The sequence below is a fragment of the Rhizomicrobium sp. genome (assembly GCA_037200045.1).
Lineage (GTDB): Bacteria > Pseudomonadota > Alphaproteobacteria > Micropepsales > Micropepsaceae > Rhizomicrobium.
Map to the genome: position 1 here is coordinate 441722 of JBBCHM010000001.1, position 19546 is coordinate 461267.

Here is a 19546-nt window from a genome sequence, read left to right on the forward strand (position 1 = left end):
TTGCGCCGCAACGCCGTGCGCGGCGGAGTTTCTTTTTGGAACTCGGAAGCGTCGTTAGTGATATGCTTTCGCCAGATCGTGCAGATGGCTGATCAGCGTGGCGATGGAGCCGTTGTTCTGGCCGAGGAACGAGCTGAACTGGTCGCGTTCCTCGATCGCGAGCCAGATTCCCGCCACCGAGAAATCGATCACCACGAAGCGGCCATTGTCGGTCAGCACGCGGAAATCCACTTCCAGCGGCTGCTGGCCGCTCTGGTCGTTGGGATCGACCATCTGGGTCGTGACGATCGTGTCGCCCGGCGCGCGCTCCTGGGAACCGGTCACGCGCAGGGTCTGCCCGGAATATTTCGTGAAATAGGACTGGTACACCGCGATGGCGTAGTTCTGGAACGCGGCCGCGAAAGCGTCCTGCTCCTGCGGCGTCGCGGTGCGGCGGTATTGGCCGAGCGTGAAATTCGCGATGCGGTGCATGTCGGTCAGGCCCAGGATGAAGCCCTGGAACTGGGACTTGCGCAGATCCGCGCTGGTCGCCTTGTTGTTCAGGATCGCGAGACCCTTGCTCACATTGGCGTTGACGAAGGCCTCCGCCGGCGCCGCCGCCATCGCGGGCGCGGCGAACAGGCTCGCCGCCGCCACGATCAAGGCGAGCACCCCGCGGCGCGCGACGGCCGGCAAGCGAAAATACATCTCGGGCATCGGAAATTCTTTCCCTTGGGGGCCGCGGAAAGGATCGGGCCCGCTTGTGGCAAGTTCGTGGCAGGCCTTCAGAACTCCGGCAAATCCTTCGTGTCCGGCCGGCCGTTGCGAATTTCGTTGTTGCGGAGCTGCCTGTAAAGGCTGCGCAGCGACGCGTAGTAGTCCACCGACCCGCGCTCTATCCCGGCGACCGTCTCATAGGTCTGCCCGCGCAGGTCCAGGAGGCTGAAATAATAGCGCCCCGCGTCCCACCACAGATGCTGCTTGAAATGCACATAGTTCCAGGGGTCGAGCACCACGGCATCGACCAGGAAGCCGACGGCGTCGCGCGGCGGCTGCGGCCCGAACAGCGGCGCCACCAGATAGGGTCCTTCCGGCGCGCCCCACACCGCCAGGGTCTGGCCGAAATCCTCGCTATGAGAAGGGATATGAAACTTCTTCGTCGCCGGATCGAACATCCCGCCCAGCCCGACGGTCGAGTCGATCAGGAAGCGCGCCATTGTCTGGCCGGCGCGACGCGCTTCGCCCTGCAGGACGTCGTTCATGAAGACCGTCGGCGCGGCGAAATTCTGCAGCAGATTGTGCACCACCCGCCGGCCGGGATCCGGCACGACATAGAAATAGGCGCCGACCGTCGGCAGCACGACATAGCGGTCGAGCTTGCCGTTGAACGCCAGGGTCTGGCGGTTCTGCGGCTCGAACGGATCGTTGTTGGCGATCATCTCCGGCGTCGGCGTCGCGCAGCCCGCGAGCGCCGACACGCCCAGAGCGGCGAGCATTGCGCGTAACCTGAACATCCCCACCGCCTGGCTTTTCGTCAGTCTATATCGGCAGAGCGGTTAATGGCGAACAGGCCGCCGAAACTTGGGAGAAAACCTGGGGCAGGCCGTCCCACTCCCACCGAAAGGGATTGCATAATCATATAAAGATATGTTTATATGCGCCTGAAAGGGAAGCGATTATGGACGATCTGGTAGCCATGCTGCGCGCCGCGGGCGATCCGACCCGCCTGCGCCTGTTGCTGCTCCTGCGCCAGGCCGAGCTGACGGTCAGCGAGCTGGTCGACATCGTCGGCCAAAGCCAGCCGCGCGTCTCCCGCCATCTGAAGCTCCTGACCGAGGCTCAGCTCATCGAGCGCTTCAAGGAAGGAAGCTGGGTGTTCTATCGCGCCTCCGACCGCGGCCGGGGCGCCGAGCTCTGCACCGCCATCGCCGGCATCGCCGCGCCGCAGGAGGCCGACCTCAAGCGCCTCGCCCAGGTGCGCGAGGCCCGCGCCGCCGAGGCCGCCGCCTTCTTCAAGGCCAATGCCGCCGAATGGGAGCGCATCCGCGGCCTGCACGCGCCGGACAAGGATGTGGAAGCCGCCATCGTTCGCCACATCGCCGAACAGCCGATGGATTCGCTGCTCGATGCCGGCACCGGCACCGGCAGCATGCTCGAACTGCTCAGCCCGTATGTGAAGCGCGCGGTCGGCATCGATGTCAGCCCGGAAATGCTCGCCATCGCCCGCGACCGGCTGGCGCGCGCCGACATCCATCACGTCCAGGTCCGCCTCGGCGACGTCTATCGCCTGCCATTCCCGACCGGCAATGCGCTGAGCGGCTTCGACGCCGTCCTCTTCCACCAGGTGCTGCACTTCCTCGACGATCCGCAGGCCGCGGTGATCGAGGGCGCTCGCGTGCTGCGCGACGGCGGCCGCCTCTTGATCGCCGATTTCGCGCCGCATGCGCTGGAATTCCTGCGCGAGGATTTCGCCCATCGCCGCCTTGGTTTCTCCGACCGCGAGATCCATGGCTGGCTCGACGCCGCCGGCCTCAAATCGCTCACCGGCGAGACCGTCGTGCCGCGCGCCGCCGGCGCCGACAAGCTCATCGTCAAGATATGGCTCGCGCAGAAGTCCGCGAGCGCCAAGGCAGAGGCCGCATGAGTCTCCAGGAACTCGTCTCCGACACCCGGCCGATTTCGGTCAGCTTCGAATTCTCGCCGCCGCGCACGCCGGAGGCGGAGGAAAGCCTGTGGAAGTCGATCCGCCGGCTGGAGCCGATGGCGCCCGATTTCGTCTCCGTCACCTATGGCGCCGGCGGCTCGACGCGCGAGCGCACCCACGCCACGGTCAAGCGCATGGTCGAGGAGACCACGCTGAAGCCGGCCGCCCATCTGACCTGCGTCGGCCATTCGAAGGCCGAGATCGAGGAGATCGTCCGCGCCTATTGGGACGCCGGCATCCGCCACATCGTGGCGCTGCGCGGCGACATGCCCGACATGAGCGGCCCCTATCGTCCGCACGAAGAGGGCTATGCCTCGACGCCCGATCTGATCCGCGGCATCCGCAAGATCGCGCCGTTCGAGATCAGCGTGTCTTTCTATCCCGAGGCGCATCCGGATTCGCCGAACTTCGGCCACGATATCGAGCTTTTGAAGCGCAAGGCCGATGCCGGCGCGACGCGGGCGCTGGGGCAGTTCTGCTTCTACAACGACTATGTCGCGCGGTTCCGCGACAAGGCGGCCGCCGCCGGCATCGCGATCCCGATCGTGCCCGGCATCATGCCGACCACCGCCTTCCGCGGCATCGAGCGCATGGCGGGCCGTGCCGGCGCGTCGATCCCGACCTGGCTGACCCGCGCCTATGCCGGCCTCGACGACGACATCGAGACCCGACGCATCGTCGCCGCCGCCGTCCTGGCCGAGCAGGTGCACGAGATGCGCGCCCGCGGCTTCCACCATTTCCACTTCTACACGCTCAACCAGGCGAACCTGACCTACGCGGCCTGCCGCATCATGGGTTTGGTGCCGAAGGACTTGTCATGAGTTTCGACCGCGCCGCGCGTCTGGATTGGCTGCAGCAGGAAGCCCGCAAACGCATCCTCTTGCTCGACGGTTCCTGGGGCGTGCTGATCCAGGGCTACAAGCTCACCGAGGACGATTTCCGGGGGCAGCGCTTCGGCAATCACAAATCCGACCTCAAGGGCAACAACGACCTGCTCACGCTGACGCGGCCCGACGTGATCCGCGACATCGGACGGCAATACCTCGCCGCCGGCATCGACTTCCTCGAAACCAACACCTTCACCTCGACGGAATCCAGCCAGGCCGATTACGGCCTCGAACATCTGGTCGGCGAACTGAACTTCGAAGGCGCCCGTCTGGCGCGCGAGATCTGCGACGAGGCCGCGACAGCGGATCGTCCGCGCCTCGTCGCCGGCGTGCTCGGACCGACCAACCGCTCGGCCGGCATCTCGCCCGACGTGAATGATCCGGCCTTCCGCAACATCACCTTCGACGACCTGCGCCGCACTTATAAAGAAGCGACGCTCGGCCTTATCAAGGGCGGCTCGGACGTGCTGATGATCGAGACGATCTTCGACACGCTGAACGCCAAGGCCTGCATCTTCGCCATCGAAGAGGCGTTCGACGAGCTCGGCCTGCGCCTGCCGATCTGGATTTCCGGCACCATCACCGATCTCTCCGGCCGCACGCTGACCGGCCAGACGCCGGAAGCGTTCTGGAATTCGATCCGCCACGCCAAGCCGTTCGCGGTCGGCCTCAACTGCGCGCTCGGCGCCAAGGAGCTGCGCCCCTATATCGCCGAGCTCTCCGCCGTCGCCGACACGCTGGTCAGCGCCCATCCCAACGCCGGCCTGCCCAACGAATTCGGCGGCTATGACGACACGCCCGAGCACATGGGCGGCCTGATCGAGGAATTCGCCCGCTCCGGCCTCGTCAACATCGTCGGCGGCTGCTGCGGCACGCGCCCCGAACACATCCGCGAATTCGGCCGCCTGGTGAAGGACCTGCCGCCGCGCGAGATCCCGCAGCCGGCGAAATATATGCGCCTTTCGGGGCTGGAGCCCTTCACGCTCACGCCCGAGCTCAACTTCGTCAATGTCGGCGAGCGCACCAACATCACCGGCTCCGCCAAATTCCGCAAGCTGATCGCCGCCAACGACTACGAGGCGGCGCTGGAGATCGCGCGCGGCCAGGTCGAGAACGGCGCCCAGATCATCGACATCAACATGGACGAGGGCCTGATCGATTCCGAGGCCGCGATGACGCGCTTCGTGAACCTGATCGCCGGCGAGCCCGCCATCGCGCGCGTGCCGCTGATGATCGACAGCTCGAAATGGAGCGTGATCGAGGCCGGCCTCAAATGCTGCCAGGGCAAGGCGATCGTCAATTCGATCAGTCTCAAGGAAGGCGAGGAGGCGTTCGTGTCGCGGGCCCGCGAGGTGCTGCGCTTCGGCGCCGCCGTCGTCGTCATGGCGTTCGACGAGCAGGGCCAGGCCGACACGAAAGAGCGCAAGATCGCCATCTGCAAGCGCGCCTACAAGATCCTGGTCGAGGATATCGGCTTCGCGCCGGAAGACATCATCTTCGATCCCAACATCTTCGCGGTCGCCACCGGCATCGAAGAGCACAACGAATACGGCAAGGCGTTCATCGAGGCGGCGGAGGTCATCCGCCGCGAATGCCCGCGCAGCCACATCTCGGGCGGCCTTTCCAACTTCTCCTTCTCCTTCCGCGGCAACGAGCCGGTGCGCGAGGCGATGCACTCGGTCTTCCTGTTCCACGCCATCAAGGCCGGCATGGACATGGGCATCGTCAATGCCGGCCAGCTCGGCGTCTACCAGGACATCCCGACGCCCTTGCGCGAAGGCATCGAGGACGTGCTGTTCAACCGCAAGCCCGAGGCGACCGAAAATCTCCTGACGCTGGCGCAGCGCTACAAGGGCGACGGCTCCGTCGCCGCGGTGGCCGACGCCGAATGGCGCAAACTGCCGGTGCAGGAACGCATTACCCACGCGCTGGTCCACGGCATCGACACCTTCGTCGCCGAGGACACCGAGGAAGCCCGCGCCCAGGCGACGCGCCCGCTCGACGTGATCGAAGGCCCGCTGATGCTGGGCATGAACGTGGTCGGCGACCTGTTCGGCTCCGGCAAGATGTTCCTGCCGCAAGTGGTGAAGTCGGCGCGCGTGATGAAGAAGGCCGTCGCCTATCTCTTGCCCTACATGGAAGCCGAGCAGGCGAAGAACCAGACCAAGGAACCCGCCGGCAAGATCGTGATGGCGACCGTCAGGGGCGACGTCCACGATATTGGCAAGAACATCGTCGGCGTCGTGCTCCAGTGCAACGGCTATGAGGTGATCGATCTCGGCGTCATGACGCCGACGCAGAAGATCCTCGACACCGCGCGGGAGCGGGGCGCGAACATCATCGGCCTCTCCGGCCTGATCACGCCCTCGCTCGACGAGATGGTCCATGTCGCCTCCGAGATGGAGCGCCAGGGCTTCGACATCCCGCTGCTCATCGGCGGCGCCACCACCAGCCGGGTGCACACCGCGGTCAAGATCGATCCCGGCTATCGCCGCGGCCAGACGGTCTATGTCACCGACGCCTCGCGCGCCGTCGGCGTCGCGTCGAGCCTGCTCAGCAAGACCCAGAAGCCCGATTTCGTCGCCGAGGTGCGCCGCGAATACGAGGCGATCGCGGTCAAGCATGCCGCGCAGCGCAGCCCCGAACGGCGCCTGTCGCTGTTCCAGGCCCGCGCCAACAAGCTGAAGCTCGATTGGAAGACCTATACGCCGCCCGTGCCGAAATATTTCGGCACCCGCGTCTACGACAATTACGACCTCGCGGAGCTGGCGAAATACATCGACTGGACGCCGTTCTTCCAGACCTGGGAGCTGGTCGGAAAATTCCCCGCCATCCTGGAAGACGACAAGGTCGGCGAAGCCGCGCGCAGCCTCTATAACGACGCGCAGGCGATGCTGAGGAAGATCGTCGATGAGAAATGGCTCACCGCCCGCGCCGTCGTCGGCTTTTTCCCGGCCAACAGCGTCGGCGACGACGACATCGCGGTCTATGGCGACAAGGCGCGCAAATTCCCCATCGCGACGCTGCACACGCTGCGCCAGCAGATGGCGCGCGAGAACAACCGTCCCAACCTGGCGCTCGCCGACTTCATCGCCCCCGCCGGCACCGAGGACTATATCGGCGCCTTCTGCGTCACCGCCGGCATCGGCGAGGAGACCCACATCAAGGCGTTCAAGGACGCGCATGACGACTATTCCGCGATCCTGCTCAGCGCGCTGGCCGACCGCCTCGCCGAGGCTTTCGCCGAACGCCTGCACGAGCGCGTGCGCCGCGACTTCTGGGGCTACGCGCCCGATGAAGCGCTCGCCAACGAGGATCTGATCGCGGAGAAATATCGCGGCATCCGTCCCGCGCCCGGCTATCCCGCGCAGCCCGAGCACAGCGAGAAGGCCGCTTTGTTCAAGCTGCTTGACGCGGAACACAAGATCGGCGTGAAGCTGACCGAGAGCTACGCCATGTGGCCCGGCTCATCCGTCAGCGGCTTCTACTACGCGCATCCCGAAAGCCGCTATTTCGGCACCGGCAAGATCGAGCGCGACCAGGTCGAGGATTACGCGCGCCGCAAGGGCTGGGACATGGCCACCGCCGAACGCTGGCTCGGTCCGATCCTCAATTACGACCCGCGCGCAAAAAACGCGGCTTAGACGCCGCCGGACCCACGCCGCATCGCAACATCGGCCCGCGATATTTGTCCTCTCTCTGCCTTCGCACTATGCTTTTTTTCGGCGGCACTGGGGCGATGTGCATATGGGGCGGGGAACGGGGCGCTTATGCGCCCTCGCGGCAAGCTTGATCCTGTGGACGACGCCCGCCTGGCCCGGCGAGACCTGCACGCTCTATCGGATCGCCACGATGGATATGGGCATCGACGCCGGCGGCCGCATGACGGTGCCGATGACGGTCGGCGGCCAGACGGTGAACATGCTGGTCGACACCGGCGGCCTGAACACGATGCTGTCCGAATCCGTCGTGAGCTCCCTCGGCCTGCACAAGACGCGGATCTTGAACGCGCGCATCACCATCTATGGCGGAACCCCGGTCGACTACTTTACCGAAGCGCACGATATTTCGTTCGGCGGCCTCAAGGCGAAGTCGATGGACTTCCTCGTTCTGCCGGAGGAGCGGGCCATGGGCGGCATCGGCGGAATGCTCGCGCCGGACATCCTGCGCGCCTATGACGACGATTTCGATTTCGCCAACGGCAAGTTCACCCTGTTCTCGCCCGACCATTGCGAAGGCAAGGTGGTCTATTGGACCAAGAACCCGGTGGCGGCCAAGATCGAGATCGCGATCGACTCCTCCGGCCATATCAAGCTGCCGGTTACGATCGACGGCCATGTGGTGCATCTCACCTTCGATACCGGCGCCGACGACACCACGATAAGCCTGGATCAGGCGGAAAGCCTGTTCGGCTTCGACGTAAAATCCCCGGATCTCAAGGTCGTCGACGGCGAAGGCGACAACGCCATCTACCAATATCCGTTCAAGACCCTGACCTTCGGCGGCGGCGACACGGGCAGGGTCACGGTGAACAATCCCCACATCTATCTGACGCCGCGTTCGGTGTCGAAGCTGTCGGATTCGGAATCGGGCCTCCTCGGGATGGGCATCCTGCGCCAGCTCCATCTCTACATCGCCTATAAGGAGCATCGCATCTTCGTCACGCCGGCATCGGCGAATTGATGCGCGCGATGCGGCGGATCCTGTTTGCCTTCCTGCTGTGCGGTGCGATGACGGGCGCGGCGCGCGCCGCCGGCTATGACGATTTCGCCCGCGGCCTCACCGCCGCCGCGCGCGACGACCCCGACGGCGCCATCGCCGCCTTCACGGTGGCGCTGGGCGACGGCGACCTCAGCGCCGCGCTGGTGCCGCAGGCCTATCGCGGCCGCGCCCGCGCCTATATGGCCAAGGGCCGCTGCGCCGATGCGCTGGCCGATCTGGACGCGGCGCTGAAGCTCAAGCCCGGCGAAGGCGATCTCGTCGCACAACACGGCTTCGCGGCCGCCTGCCTCGACAAGCTCGACGTCGCGCTGGCCGATTACGATGCCCTGGTCGCCGCGAAGTTCTCGACCGACATCTATCGCGCGCGTGGCATCCTGCGCTGGCGCATGGGCGATCCCGCTGCCGCGGTCGCGGATTTCTCGACCTATGTGTCGCTCTTCGGGAAGGACCCCTATGGCGTGCTCTGGCTGGAGATGTCGCGGGCGCGCGCCGGCGCGCTCGATCCGTCGGTCGCCGCCGACGATGTGCGCCATTTCGACGACGACAAATGGCCCGGCGCGCTGCTGAAGCTCTACGCCGGAAAGCTCAAGCCGGACGGCATCGCCGCCGCCGTGGCCGGGGGCGATGCGTCCGAACAGGCCGACCGGCAATGCGAGGCCGATTTTTATCTCGGCGAGTGGTGGCTTACCCAGGCGGACACGTCGCCCGCGAGGCCGCTGTTGCAGCGGGCCCGCGACACCTGTCGGCACGATTTTATCGAATGGGGCATGGCCGGCGCGGAGTTGCGGCGCCTCAAATAGCCGGCGGCGTCACCACGGCAGTTCCTTGCCCGCATAATCGCGGAACGTGCCGCTGTTCTTGAGCGTCAGCTCCGCGATGCGGGCGCGCAGGCCGGCCACGCTCTGCGCGGGTGTCAGGGCCGCGTTCGCGCCGCCCATGTCGGTCTGGACCCAGCCGGGAGAGAAGATGCCGACCGCGATGCCGTCCTGCGCCCATTCCTTGGCAAGGCCGCGCATGAGCGAATTCACCGCCGCTTTCGACGCGTGATAGGGATAGGCGCCGCCGCCATGCTCGGCGATGGAGCCGAGCCGGCTGGAGATCGTCACCAGTTTCTTGTCGTGCCCGGCCTTCAGGTTGTCGTGGAACGCCGAGGCGACCGTGACCGGCGCGACGGCATTCACCGCGAAGACGTTCAGCCAGCCTTGCGCGTCGATGATTCCCCGCGCGGCTTCGCGCGGCCCGCCGATGCCGGCATTGTTGACCAGGATGTCGATCGGCAGCGCGCCGAGATCGGCCTTCAGCGACTCGACGGATGCCGGATCGGCCACGTCGAGCGCTGCGACGCGCACATTGCGCGCGGTCTTCACCAGGGCGTTCAGCGCGTCGGCCTTGTCGGGCTCGCGGCAAGCGGCGATCACCTCGGCGCCCTCGGCCGCGTATTGCTTGACGAATTCCAGCCCGATGCCGCGATTGGCGCCGGTGATGAGGATGGTGGTCATGCCTGTTCCTTTCCAAACCCGCCGCCGCCCGGCGTTTCGATCTCGATCGCGTCGCCGGCCGCGACATCGGTCTCGTCGCGGCCCTTCAGCACAACGCGCGAACCGTCGGCACGGATGAGCGTGTTGCGCCCCTTGGCACCGTCGCCGCCGCCCGCGAGGCCGAACGGCGCGGTCTCGCGCCGTGTCGACAGGATGGCACAGGTCATGGATTCGCGGAACTTGATCCGCCGCACCGCGCCGTCGCCACCGCGATGGGCTCCGGTGCCGCCGGAACCTTCACGGATGCGGAATTCCTCCAGCAGCACGGGATAGCGCGTCTCCAGCACTTCCGGATCGGTCAGGCGCGAATTCGTCATATGCGTGTGCACCGCCGATTGCCCGTCGAAGCCGGCGCCCGCGCCGGCGCCGCCGCAGATCGTTTCGTAATACTGGTGCCGCGCATTGCCGAAGGTGAGATTGTTCATCGTGCCCTGGCTCGCCGCCAGCACGCCGAGCGCGCCGAACAGGCAATCGACCACGGCCTGCGATGTCTCGACATTGCCCGCCGCCACCGCGCCCGGTGGATGCGGCTTGAGCAGCGAACCCTCTGGCACGACGATGTCCAACGGCTTGAGGCAGCCCGCGTTCATCGGGATGTCGCTCTCCACCAGACAGCGGAAGACATACAGCACCGCCGCCTTGGTCACCGATCCCGGCGCGTTGAAATTGTTCGCCGCCTGGGCCGACGTACCGGTGAAGTCGATCTTCGCCGCGCGGGCGGCGCGATCCACCGTCACCGCGACGCGGATCACCGCGCCGCCGTCCATCGGCATCTCGAACGCGCCATCGGACAGCTTGCCGATGACCTGGCGGACGGATTCCTCGGCATTGTCCTGCACATGCCGCATATAGGCGGTGACGGCCTCGAGGCCATGCGCCGCGCAGGCCTGGCGCAGGCCCTCCGCGCCCTTGATGCAGGCCGCCGCCTGCGCCCGCAGATCGGCGAGGTTCTGCTCCGGATTGCGCGCCGGCCACGGCCCCCTGGCCAGCACCGCGCGCACCGCGTCTTCGTCGAAGACGCCGCCGCCGATCATGCGGATGGCGTCGAACAACGCGCCCTCCTCGGCAATGTCGGTCGAGAAGGGCGGCATCGAGCCCGGTGTGATGCCGCCGATATCGGCGTGATGGCCGCGCGAGGCGACGAAGAAGGCACGCGTGCCGTCCACGAACACCGGCATGACCACCGTCACATCGGGCAGATGCGTGCCGCCGTCATAGGGCGCGTTGGTGACGAAGGCGTCGCCGTCGCGCATATCGGGATGCCTGGCCATGATCGCGGTGACGCAATCGCCCATCGAACCCAGATGCACCGGCATGTGCGGCGCGTTGGCGACGAGCCCGCCCTGGGCGTCGAACACCGCGCAGGAGAAATCGAGCCGCTCCTTGATGTTGACCGAGGTCGCGGTGTTCTGCAGCACCACGCCCATCTCCTCCGCGATCGCCATGAACAGATTGGCGAACACTTCGAGCAGCACCGGATCGACATCCGTGCTCTTGGCCGCGAGCCGCGCGCGTTCCGCGACATGGCGCAGGATGGTGCCCTTGGCCGGATCGATCTCGGCATGCCATCCCGGCTCGACCACGATGGTCTGATGCGCCTCGACGATGAGGGCAGGGCCGTCGAGCGCGACACTCGCCCGCAGAGCTTCCGTTCGAAGCACCCGCGCCGCGTGCCATGCGCCTTGCGAGAAAAATTTTAGGGATTCTCCCTCTCCCCCCTCGGGGGAGAGGGCCGGGGTGAGGGGGTCTCTCCGGCCGTGCAAGTCTCGCGACCCCCCCACCCTAACCCTCTCCCCCGGAGGGGGAGAGGGAACGTCCCGCGCCTCCACTTCCACCGACTCCGCGATCAGCGGCCGCCCCTCGAATCCGAACCCGAACGCCCGCGCATGCGCCTCGGCAAAGGCGTGCGCCATCTGGTCAAGACCGCCGAACGCAATCGGCAGCGCGGTATCGCTGCCCTCGTAGCGGATATGTACCCGCACGCTGCTCGCGATCACCGAGGCGCCCTGCGCGATCAGCGCGTCCTCGGCGTCGCGCCGCAGTTCGGCCTCGGTTCGCGCCAGCAGTTTTTCGCTGTCCGCCAGCGGTTTGCCCACCGCGCGCTGGTGGACGCTGCGCAGTGCCGCCAGCTTCATGCCATAGGCCGACAGCAAGCCCGACAGCGGATGGATGAACACCGTCGCCATGCCGAGCGCGTCGGCGACCAGGCAGGCATGCTGCCCGCCCGCGCCGCCGAAGCAGGCCAGCGCGTAATCGCGCACGTCGATGCCCTTCGCCACCGAGATGCGCTTGATGGCGTTCGCCATGTTCTCGACCGCGATGCGGATGAAGCCGTCGGCGACCTCCTCCGGCGCGCGCCCGGTCTTCGCCGCCAGTTCGCCGAACGCCGCACGCACCCGCGCCGTGTCGAGCGGCGCGTCGCCGGCCGGCCCGAATATCTTCGGGAAATAGGCGCCGTTCAGCTTGCCGACCATGACGTTCGCATCGGTCACCGTCAGCGGCCCGCTTTGGCCATAGCTCATCGGCCCCGGCCGCGCGCCCGCCGATCCCGGCCCGGCGCGAAACCGCGCGCCGTCGAAGGAAAGGATCGATCCGCCGCCCGCCGCGACCGTGTGGATCGCCAGCATCGGCGTGCGCAGGCGAACGCCCGCGACCTCTGTCTCATAGAGCCGCTCATACTCGCCATCGAACCGCGCCACGTCGGTCGAGGTGCCGCCCATGTCGAAGCCGATGACGCGTTCGAATCCCGCCGCGCGCGCCGTCTCCGCCATGCCGACCACGCCGCCCGCCGGTCCCGAGACGATCGCGTCCTTGCCGCGGAAGAACGCCGGCGCCGCCAGCCCGCCATTCGAGGTCATGAAGCGCAGGTTCACGCCCTCCAATGCGCCCGCGATCTTGCGCGTATAGCGCGCCAGCACCGGCGAGAGATAAGCGTCCGCCACCGTGGTGTCGCCGCGCGACACGAATTTCATCAGCGGCACCGCCTCATGGCTCGTCGACACCTGCGTGAAGCCGCAATCGCGCGCAATCTCGGCCGCCCGCCGCTCATGCGCCGCAAAGCGATAGCCGTGCAGGAACACGATGGCGCAGGCCGCGATCCCGCGCGCCCGCGCCGCCGCCAGATCGCGCGCCAGCGCCGTCTCGTCGAGTTGTGTCAGCGTCGCGCCTTCCGCCGTCAGGCGCTCGTCGGCTTCGATGACGCTTTCATAAAGCATGTCCGGCAGCTCGATCTTCAGCGCGAACAATTTGGGCCGGTTCTGGTAGCCGATGCGGAGCTGGTCGCGCAGCCCCTTGGTGGTCACCAGCACCACGCGCTCGCCGCTGCGGGTCAGCAAGGCATTGGTCGCGACCGTGGTTCCCATCCGCACTTCGCCGACCAGGCCGGGTGGAATGGCGCTTCCGCTTTGCAGGCCGAGCGCCCGCCGGATCCCTTCCAGCGCAGCGTCGTCATATTGTGAACTTTCGGACAGCAATTTCAGCGTCGACAGCGCGCCGTCCGGCGCCTGGGCCACCACGTCGGTGAACGTGCCGCCGCGGTCGATATAGAAATTCCATGTGCCGGGAAAAGCTGACATGGGCGCGAGATTGTCCTATTGCTTCGACCCATGTCCATCTTCGGAAAACTCGGCGGCGCCGCGGCCGGATTCATGCTGGGCGGCGGCCCCATCGGCGCGCTGATCGGCGCGCTGGCGGGCCATTTCCTCATCGATCGGGAGATGCCGCAGATCAATCCCGGCGACGCGCCGGGCGTGGTCTTCACCATCGCCATGATCGCGCTCGCCGCCAAGATGGCCAAGGCCGACGGCACGGTGACCGACGACGAGGTCGAAGCCTTCCACCGCCTGTTCCGTTTCGCGCCGTCCGAGCAGGCCAGCGTCGACCGCGTCTTCCGCCTGGCGCAGCAGGACACCGCCGGTTTCGAGGCCTATGCCGGCCAGATCGCCAAGATGCTCGCCGGCAATCCCGCGCTCTTGGAGGACATCATCGACGGGCTGTTCGAGATCGCCAAGGCCGACGGCGTCTTCCATCCGGGCGAGGCCGCGTTCCTGGAGCGCGTCGCCGACATTTTCGGCTTCACGCCGAACGAATACCGCCGCCTGCGCGCCAGCCATATCGGGCCCGACAAGGGCGATCCTTATGTCATCCTGGGAGTCGATTTCGAGGCCGGCGACGACGAGGTCAAGGCGACCTATCGCATGCTGGTGCGCGAGAACCATCCCGACAAGCTGATCGCCCGCGGCGTCCCCGAGGAATTCATCCGCGTCGCCACCGACAAGCTGGCCGCGATCAACGGCGCCTATGACAGGGTCGGGCGCGAAAGAGGCTGGAAGTAGATTCGGCGGGCGCCGTCAATTCCATCGCACCGGCGCGACATCGTATGGATGCACCACCGTCACGGGATGTCCCGTTTCGTCGGCGATCTCGATCTGCTTGCCGTCGAGCGCATCGGCGCGGCCGGCGAGCAGCGTGCGTATCGTCTCCACCGTCGCGTCGCGCGCGTCCTGCGCCGTCGGGAAGTGATAAATCCTGGGATCGCGCGTCACGGCCTCGCCGCTGCGAACGATCAGGGTGAATTGCGCCATCTGGATACCTCTGCACGGGAAACGGTGCGCCCCACGAAGAGTTCCGGCCCGCGCCCTCCGATATTATACGTTCCCTTGGCAACCGTTTGATCCTGCGCCTATAATCGCATATCCGGCGGGGGCTGGAGGGCAGGATGGCGCCGCAGCCGTCGCAGGAACAGCCCGCGCCTTGGTGGCGCTCGCCGCGCATGCCGGCCGTGATTCTGGTCGGTGCCGTCCATCTCGGTTTGATCGCGCTCTTTATTCTATCGTCGCGGCCCGAAGCGATTCCGCCCTTGCGGCACGAGGTCTTCCTTCTTTTCCGTCCCGCGCCCGTCCGCCTGCCGCGCAAGATCGAGCCGCCCGCCACCGCGCGCCCGGCGCCGCAGCCTTTCCGCTTCGCACCACCGCCCTCGACCGCGATCACCGTGCCGCCGCCGCCGGCAAGCCAGTTGGAGCTGTCGCTGTTTCGCTGCGCGCCGGAAAATCTCGCGAAGCTCGCGCCGTCCGAGCGCGCCCATTGCGGCGAAGCCTACACCGCGCGCGCCTTCGAGGCGCCGGTGCCGGGCGCGCCGAGCGAGCATGCGGTCGATGTCGAACGTTGGCGCTCCGCGCTCGCGGCGCGCGACACGCCCGCGGCGGTGCCCTGCGCCACGGTCGAACGGATCGAGGTCAACCAGTTCACCCACGAGGCGGCCAACGCCGTCATGACCGACCCGCTCTGCGCCCTGCGCAATCTCGTCGACCGATCCGATCACTAGATCGGCTTGATATTGGGATTATAGTCATATATGGTCGTCCCATGACCTCGGGATGGCTCTGGTTCTTGGTGAGTTTGGGTGCCGCCCTGATGGTCGCGGCGCTGCAGCAGCTTGTGCCAACGGCCTATGTTATATGGGCCTGGATCCTCGCGCTCGGAGTCGCTTTGATCCTCTTCGCGGCGACGGCCTATCTCCTGCATCATGATAGAACATAATCCTATGATGATTATTTGATGACTCCCCTTGACGAACGAGCCTTTGATGACTTTATGATGACCACAAGGGCCGCGACACAGGCCCGGCTCACAGACAGGAGTTTTTCATGAGCAAAATCGGAGTGGGCGTCGGCGATGAATTTCCGCTCGACGACGGCGCGGCCAAGTCCGCCGCCGGCGAAACCCCACGCACCCCCGAAGACGACCGCGCGGAATTCGAGGAATGGAAGCGCCGCCGCGACGCTTGGCGCGCCCAGCGCGAAGCCTGGCGGGCGCAGCGCGAGGAATGGCGCCGCCGCCGCCACGAATGGAAAGAGCAGTGGCGCGCCCAGCGCCGCCAATGGCGCGACGAATACCGCGATGGCCCCGAAGCCGGCCCCTACGGACATCCCTTTTTTTTTGGACGTGGACCATGGCGGGTTGTCGGGACCGTCGCGGCGGTCGCGCTGATCGTGTTCGCCCTTAGCCATATCGGTTACATCATCGTGGGATTGGCCGCGCTCGCTCTGCTGTTCGCGGCCTATCACCACTTCGGCCATGATCCCCTGGATATTGGCCCGCGCGACTATGCGCGCCCCGTCACCACCCCGCCGCCCGCGCCGCAGACTTCGGTCGAGAAGCCGCGCGATCCGGCCGAAAAGGACTTGAAATGAGACATCGTCACGGTCACCGCTTTCATGGCGCCGCCGCGGAGGCCATGCGCGCCGCCGCCGACGCCATGGAAACCGGCGAACGCACCACCACCCGCGTCCAGCTCGAATTGCCGCCCCAGGCGATGGAGCGCCTGCAAAAGCTGAAGGAGAAGACCGAAGCCGCCTCCTACGCCGAGGTCATCCGCAACGCCCTGCGCCTGTTCGAGGCGCTGGTGCAGGAGCACGAAGCCGGTGCGGAATTTTCCCTAAAGCGCGCGAACGGCGAGGTCGTCGCCTACAGGATATTCGTGTAGTTCGCTTTCAACACCAGCACTGTCATGCCCGCGCAGGCGGGCATCCAGGCCGCCCGCACCGAAGTCTGGATTCCCGCTTGCGCGGGAATGACAATTGGAGATGACCCAAATGACCGTCGCCGAATCCCCCTCCGCCTTCTCGCAGCTCGCGCTCTATCTGTCGCGCAAGGGCCGCCCGGTCTGGCCGCTGGCCGTTCAGGGCAAGCGCGATATCACCCCGCGCATGACGCGCGTGACCCTCACCTGTCCCGCGCTGGGCGACCTCGCCTGGAAGCGCGGCCAGGACCTGGTGCTGGAGCTGCCGCTGCCGGGCGGGGAGATCGCGCGCCGCCACTACACGATCCGCGACATCGCCGGCGGCGTGCTCGCCATCGATTTCGTGCGCCACGGCGCGAGCCCCGCCGGGCGCTGGCTCGATGCCGTCCAGCCGGGCGATCTGCTGAACGCCGCCGGCCCGCGCGGCCACACTTATATCCACGACGCCGACTGGCATCTCTTCACCGGCGACGAGACCGCGATCCCGGCGATCTTCGCCATGCTCGAAGGCCTGCCGGGCGACGCGCGCGCCATCGCCTTCATCGAGATCGCCGACGACGCCGAGCGCCAGCCGGCGCCGCAAAACGCCCGCATCGTCTGGCTGTCGCGCGACGGCGCGCCCATCGTGCCCAGCCGCCGGCTCTACGATGCGGTCGATGCCTTCGCCCTGCCGGAGGGCCGCGGCCACGCCTATATCCTGGGCGAAACCTCGAGCGTCCGCGCCATCCGCCAGCGCCTGATCGCGCGCGGGCTTGGCAAGGAGCAGACTTGCGCCGAAGGTTACTGGCGACCCGGCCGCGTCGGCGGCCACGACCACGCGTGAGCGTGGGGCGGGGGGACACATGCTCGCGGCACTCCTCGGCTTCGCCAGCGTGCTGGGCGCCGGCATCCTGGCCGGCGAGGAGTTCATTATCCGCTATGGCGTTCGCGCGCCGATCGCCACGCTGGAGCCCAGGCCGCAAATCGAATTGCGCCAGGCACTGATCCGCCGGATGCGCTTGGTGGTCCCAGCCGTTTTCGTCTTCACCTTGTTGTCGGGAGCGGCCGCCGCTTGGCTCGATTCCCGTTTCGGCTTCGAATTGGCGGTTCGCGTCGCCGCGCTGCTCGCCCTGGTCGCGTTCATCGCGATCACGCTCGGGGGCACGGTGCCGATCAACAAGGCGGCCTTGAACTGGAATCCGGTCGCGCCGCCGCCCGATTGGCGCGATAGGATCGCGCGCTGGGAACGGCTCGATACGGCGCGGACATGGGCGGCGCTCGCGGCGTTCGGATTGTTCCTGGCGGCGGCGACGCTGCGCTGAGCGACGGTTTCGGCTAGAACGCGTGAAGAGGCCCCGCATGACTTTGAAACTCGTCGCCTGTCCGTCGCCGAACCATGACGAGCGGCCCGCCGGCGCGGCGGTCGACATTCTCGTGCTGCACTACACCGGCATGAAGACGGCGGACGAGGCGCTGGCGCGGCTCTGCGATCCGGCGGCGAAGGTCTCGGCGCATTACACCATCGGCCGCGACGGCCGCGTCTACGCCCATGTGCCGGAGGAGCGCCGCGCCTGGCACGCCGGCGTGTCGTATTGGGCGGGGGAGACGAACGTCAACGCGCGCTCCATCGGGATCGAGCTCGTCAATCCCGGTCACGAATTCGGCTACGAGCCCTTCCCCGATCCGCAGATCGCCGCCCTGATCGACCTCGCGCGCGGGATATTGAAGCGCCATCCGATTCCGCCGCATCGCGTGCTGGGCCACTCCGATGTGGCGCCGGCGCGCAAGATGGACCCGGGCGAGCTCTTTCCGTGGCCGCGCCTTGCCGAATTCGGCATCGGCCTGTGGCCGTCCTCTCTTTCCTCCCGCGCGATAGCGGGGGAGGGGCGTGCGGTCTCCGACTTGTCGGAATTCGGCTACGGCATCCCTCCGCACACGGATGTTCCATTGGAATCCGTGATCGCCGCCTTCCAGCGCCATTTCCGCCCCTCCGGGATCGACGGGAGCTGGGACGGCGAATGCGCCGCCGTGCTGGCGGGATTGCTTGCTCGGAATCCACCCTCCCCTTGAGGGAGGGTCGAATTGCACACCCGTCATGCATTCGCGACGCTTCCCAGCGGTCGAACGCCTGCTAGCCTCGCCCCATGAAAACCATCGGCATGCTCGGGGGGATGAGCTGGGAATCCTCCGCCGTCTACTACCGGCTCCTCAACCGCGAAGCGCAGGCTCGCGTCGGCGGGGTCGCCTCCGCGAAGATCATCCTGCATTCCTTCGACTTCGCCGAGATCTCCGTCGCGCAGCGGACCGGCGCCTGGGACGACGCCAACCGCCGCATGGCCGAGGCCGCGCAAGGCCTCGAGCGCGCCGGCGCCGACTTCGTCATCATGTGCTGCAACACCATGCATTGCGCGACGGACGCTATCGAGAAAGCGATCCGCGTTCCCTTCCTGCACATCGCCGATCCGCTCGGCGCCGCCATCGATCGCGCCCGCATGCGCCGCGTCGCGCTCCTGGGTTCCAGCCACACGATGGAGCGGGACGATATCCTGCTCGGCCGCCTCAAGGGACGCTACGGCCTCGACGTCATCGTGCCGCAAGGCGACGACGCCGCCGAAGTCAGCCGGGTGGTCTATGAGGAACTCGTGCGCGGCCGGTTCCTTCCGGCCTCGCGCGCCAAGTATCGCGACATCATCGCGGGCCTCGTGGCGCGCGGCGCGGAAGGCGTGATCCTCGGCTGCACCGAGCTGCCGCTGCTCGTCATGCCGGAAGATTCCGCCGTTCCGCAATTCGATACCACCACGCTCCACGCGACGGCGGCGGTCGATCTGGCGCTCGGCTAGCGCCCGCCGATGCGGTATTCCTGGGCATGCGTCGCGCGCAGGCCGGCGAGGCCGTATTTGTCGATCGCGCGCTGCCAGGACGAGAACTCCTCCACCGTCAGCGCATAGCGCTGGCAGGCCTCGTCGAGGCTGAGCGCGCCGCCCTGCACCGCGGCCACGACCTGGGCCTTGCGCCGCGGCACCCAGCGTTTGGTCCTCGGCTCCGGCAGGTCGAACGCCGCCATTGTGGCGGGCGAGGGGCGGCTTTCGTCGAGTTGGTGGATGGATGCCATGTTTGTTCTCCCAGTTTCTTGGTTCTGAGAGTGCCGAACTACGCAACACGTTCCGTGGAACTCCCCGTGCCCGCGAATCTGGTTACCGGAAGGCGAAGCATTCCG

19 protein-coding genes are annotated in these 19546 nt (G+C 66.9%); 13 read left to right on the top strand and 6 right to left on the bottom strand.

The window, feature by feature from the left end:
- Positions 1-54 precede the first annotated feature (54 nt).
- Positions 55-696, bottom strand: coding sequence for an ABC transporter substrate-binding protein (locus WDM86_01945; GenBank protein ID MEI9988775.1), 642 nt, complete (start codon positions 694-696; stop codon positions 55-57).
- Between the two features lie 68 nt (positions 697-764).
- Positions 765-1493, bottom strand: a complete 729-nt coding sequence (locus tag WDM86_01950) for a VacJ family lipoprotein (GenBank protein MEI9988776.1) — start codon at positions 1491-1493, stop codon at positions 765-767.
- Positions 1494-1657: 164 nt separating this feature from the next.
- Between WDM86_01950 and WDM86_01955 the strand changes: the two genes are divergently transcribed.
- From WDM86_01955 to WDM86_01975, 5 genes are all read left to right on the top strand, one after another.
- Positions 1658-2623, top strand: a complete 966-nt coding sequence (locus tag WDM86_01955) for a metalloregulator ArsR/SmtB family transcription factor (protein MEI9988777.1) — start codon at positions 1658-1660, stop codon at positions 2621-2623.
- Positions 2620-3504, top strand: coding sequence for a methylenetetrahydrofolate reductase [NAD(P)H] (metF, locus tag WDM86_01960; GenBank protein ID MEI9988778.1), 885 nt, complete (start codon positions 2620-2622; stop codon positions 3502-3504). The genes WDM86_01955 and metF overlap by 4 nt, the downstream gene beginning before the upstream one ends.
- A complete protein-coding gene (gene metH / locus WDM86_01965) occupies positions 3501-7214 on the top strand; it encodes a methionine synthase (GenBank protein MEI9988779.1) in 3714 nt (1237 codons plus the stop codon). Before metF ends, metH begins: the two co-directional genes overlap by 4 nt.
- A 145-nt stretch (positions 7215-7359) precedes the next feature.
- On the top strand, positions 7360-8253 hold the full coding sequence (locus WDM86_01970; GenBank protein ID MEI9988780.1) for a retropepsin-like aspartic protease: 894 nt from the start codon (positions 7360-7362) through the stop codon (positions 8251-8253).
- An 8-nt stretch (positions 8254-8261) separates the two neighbouring features.
- Positions 8262-9092: a hypothetical protein gene (locus WDM86_01975; protein ID MEI9988781.1), complete on the top strand. Its 831-nt coding sequence runs from the start codon at positions 8262-8264 to the stop codon at positions 9090-9092.
- 9 nt (positions 9093-9101) lie between these two features.
- Here the strand turns inward: WDM86_01975 and WDM86_01980 are convergent, their stop codons facing one another.
- Complete coding sequence (locus WDM86_01980) at positions 9102-9791, bottom strand: SDR family oxidoreductase (GenBank protein ID MEI9988782.1); 690 nt, start codon at positions 9789-9791, stop codon at positions 9102-9104.
- Positions 9788-13405 carry a hydantoinase B/oxoprolinase family protein gene (locus tag WDM86_01985; protein ID MEI9988783.1) on the bottom strand — a complete coding sequence of 1206 codons (3618 nt, stop codon included), beginning with the start codon at positions 13403-13405 and terminating at the stop codon, positions 9788-9790. The genes WDM86_01980 and WDM86_01985 overlap by 4 nt, the downstream gene beginning before the upstream one ends.
- 30 nt (positions 13406-13435) lie before the next feature.
- Between WDM86_01985 and WDM86_01990 the strand changes: the two genes are divergently transcribed.
- Positions 13436-14164 carry a TerB family tellurite resistance protein gene (locus WDM86_01990; GenBank protein MEI9988784.1) on the top strand — a complete coding sequence of 243 codons (729 nt, stop codon included), beginning with the start codon at positions 13436-13438 and terminating at the stop codon, positions 14162-14164.
- Between the two features lie 15 nt (positions 14165-14179).
- On the opposite strand, the gene WDM86_01995 is transcribed toward WDM86_01990, so the two are convergent.
- The gene (locus tag WDM86_01995) at positions 14180-14413 is read right to left on the bottom strand and encodes a hypothetical protein (GenBank protein MEI9988785.1); all 234 of its coding nucleotides are present in this window, start codon (positions 14411-14413) and stop codon (positions 14180-14182) included.
- Positions 14414-14547: 134 nt separating this feature from the next.
- On the opposite strand from WDM86_01995, the gene WDM86_02000 reads away from it, so the two are divergent.
- The 7 genes from WDM86_02000 (at position 14548) to WDM86_02030 (ending at position 19169) form a co-directional block, all read left to right on the top strand.
- Positions 14548-15153, top strand: a complete 606-nt coding sequence (locus WDM86_02000) for a hypothetical protein (protein MEI9988786.1) — start codon at positions 14548-14550, stop codon at positions 15151-15153.
- Between the two features lie 322 nt (positions 15154-15475).
- The gene (locus WDM86_02005; GenBank protein ID MEI9988787.1) at positions 15476-16021 is read left to right on the top strand and encodes a hypothetical protein; all 546 of its coding nucleotides are present in this window, start codon (positions 15476-15478) and stop codon (positions 16019-16021) included.
- A complete protein-coding gene (locus tag WDM86_02010; GenBank protein ID MEI9988788.1) occupies positions 16018-16314 on the top strand; it encodes a ribbon-helix-helix protein, CopG family in 297 nt (98 codons plus the stop codon). The genes WDM86_02005 and WDM86_02010 overlap by 4 nt, the downstream gene beginning before the upstream one ends.
- 109 nt (positions 16315-16423) lie before the next feature.
- Positions 16424-17173, top strand: a complete 750-nt coding sequence (locus WDM86_02015; protein MEI9988789.1) for a siderophore-interacting protein — start codon at positions 16424-16426, stop codon at positions 17171-17173.
- A gap of 19 nt (positions 17174-17192) precedes the next feature.
- Entirely contained in the window at positions 17193-17651 is a 459-nt protein-coding gene (locus WDM86_02020; protein ID MEI9988790.1) for an anthrone oxygenase family protein, read from the top strand.
- 37 nt (positions 17652-17688) lie between these two features.
- Positions 17689-18399 (top strand): N-acetylmuramoyl-L-alanine amidase, encoded by a 711-nt coding sequence (locus WDM86_02025; protein MEI9988791.1) that lies wholly within the window; start codon positions 17689-17691, stop codon positions 18397-18399.
- A gap of 74 nt (positions 18400-18473) precedes the next feature.
- Positions 18474-19169 carry an aspartate/glutamate racemase family protein gene (locus WDM86_02030; protein MEI9988792.1) on the top strand — a complete coding sequence of 232 codons (696 nt, stop codon included), beginning with the start codon at positions 18474-18476 and terminating at the stop codon, positions 19167-19169.
- Here the strand turns inward: WDM86_02030 and WDM86_02035 are convergent.
- Positions 19166-19441, bottom strand: coding sequence for a DUF1153 domain-containing protein (locus WDM86_02035; GenBank protein MEI9988793.1), 276 nt, complete (start codon positions 19439-19441; stop codon positions 19166-19168). The genes WDM86_02030 and WDM86_02035 overlap by 4 nt on opposite strands.
- Between the last annotated feature and the right edge of the window lie 105 nt (positions 19442-19546).

Excerpts from the sequence above, each read along its gene's own strand:
- WDM86_01945 (MEI9988775.1), bottom strand. The coding sequence starts at position 696 with ATGCCCGAGATGTATTTTCGCTTGCCGGCCGTCGCGCGCCGCGGGGTG.
- WDM86_01950 (MEI9988776.1), bottom strand. The coding sequence starts at position 1,493 with ATGTTCAGGTTACGCGCAATGCTCGCCGCTCTGGGCGTGTCGGCGCTC.
- WDM86_01955 (MEI9988777.1), top strand. The coding sequence starts at position 1,658 with ATGGACGATCTGGTAGCCATGCTGCGCGCCGCGGGCGATCCGACCCGC.
- metF (MEI9988778.1), top strand. The coding sequence starts at position 2,620 with ATGAGTCTCCAGGAACTCGTCTCCGACACCCGGCCGATTTCGGTCAGC.
- metH (MEI9988779.1), top strand. The coding sequence starts at position 3,501 with ATGAGTTTCGACCGCGCCGCGCGTCTGGATTGGCTGCAGCAGGAAGCC.
- WDM86_01975 (MEI9988781.1), top strand. The coding sequence starts at position 8,262 with ATGCGGCGGATCCTGTTTGCCTTCCTGCTGTGCGGTGCGATGACGGGC.
- WDM86_01980 (MEI9988782.1), bottom strand. The coding sequence starts at position 9,791 with ATGACCACCATCCTCATCACCGGCGCCAATCGCGGCATCGGGCTGGAA.
- WDM86_01985 (MEI9988783.1), bottom strand. The coding sequence starts at position 13,405 with ATGTCAGCTTTTCCCGGCACATGGAATTTCTATATCGACCGCGGCGGC.
- WDM86_01990 (MEI9988784.1), top strand. The coding sequence starts at position 13,436 with ATGTCCATCTTCGGAAAACTCGGCGGCGCCGCGGCCGGATTCATGCTG.
- WDM86_01995 (MEI9988785.1), bottom strand. The coding sequence starts at position 14,413 with ATGGCGCAATTCACCCTGATCGTTCGCAGCGGCGAGGCCGTGACGCGC.
- WDM86_02000 (MEI9988786.1), top strand. The coding sequence starts at position 14,548 with ATGGCGCCGCAGCCGTCGCAGGAACAGCCCGCGCCTTGGTGGCGCTCG.
- WDM86_02005 (MEI9988787.1), top strand. The coding sequence starts at position 15,476 with ATGAGCAAAATCGGAGTGGGCGTCGGCGATGAATTTCCGCTCGACGAC.
- WDM86_02010 (MEI9988788.1), top strand. The coding sequence starts at position 16,018 with ATGAGACATCGTCACGGTCACCGCTTTCATGGCGCCGCCGCGGAGGCC.
- WDM86_02015 (MEI9988789.1), top strand. The coding sequence starts at position 16,424 with ATGACCGTCGCCGAATCCCCCTCCGCCTTCTCGCAGCTCGCGCTCTAT.
- WDM86_02020 (MEI9988790.1), top strand. The coding sequence starts at position 17,193 with ATGCTCGCGGCACTCCTCGGCTTCGCCAGCGTGCTGGGCGCCGGCATC.
- WDM86_02025 (MEI9988791.1), top strand. The coding sequence starts at position 17,689 with ATGACTTTGAAACTCGTCGCCTGTCCGTCGCCGAACCATGACGAGCGG.
- WDM86_02030 (MEI9988792.1), top strand. The coding sequence starts at position 18,474 with ATGAAAACCATCGGCATGCTCGGGGGGATGAGCTGGGAATCCTCCGCC.
- WDM86_02035 (MEI9988793.1), bottom strand. The coding sequence starts at position 19,441 with ATGGCATCCATCCACCAACTCGACGAAAGCCGCCCCTCGCCCGCCACA.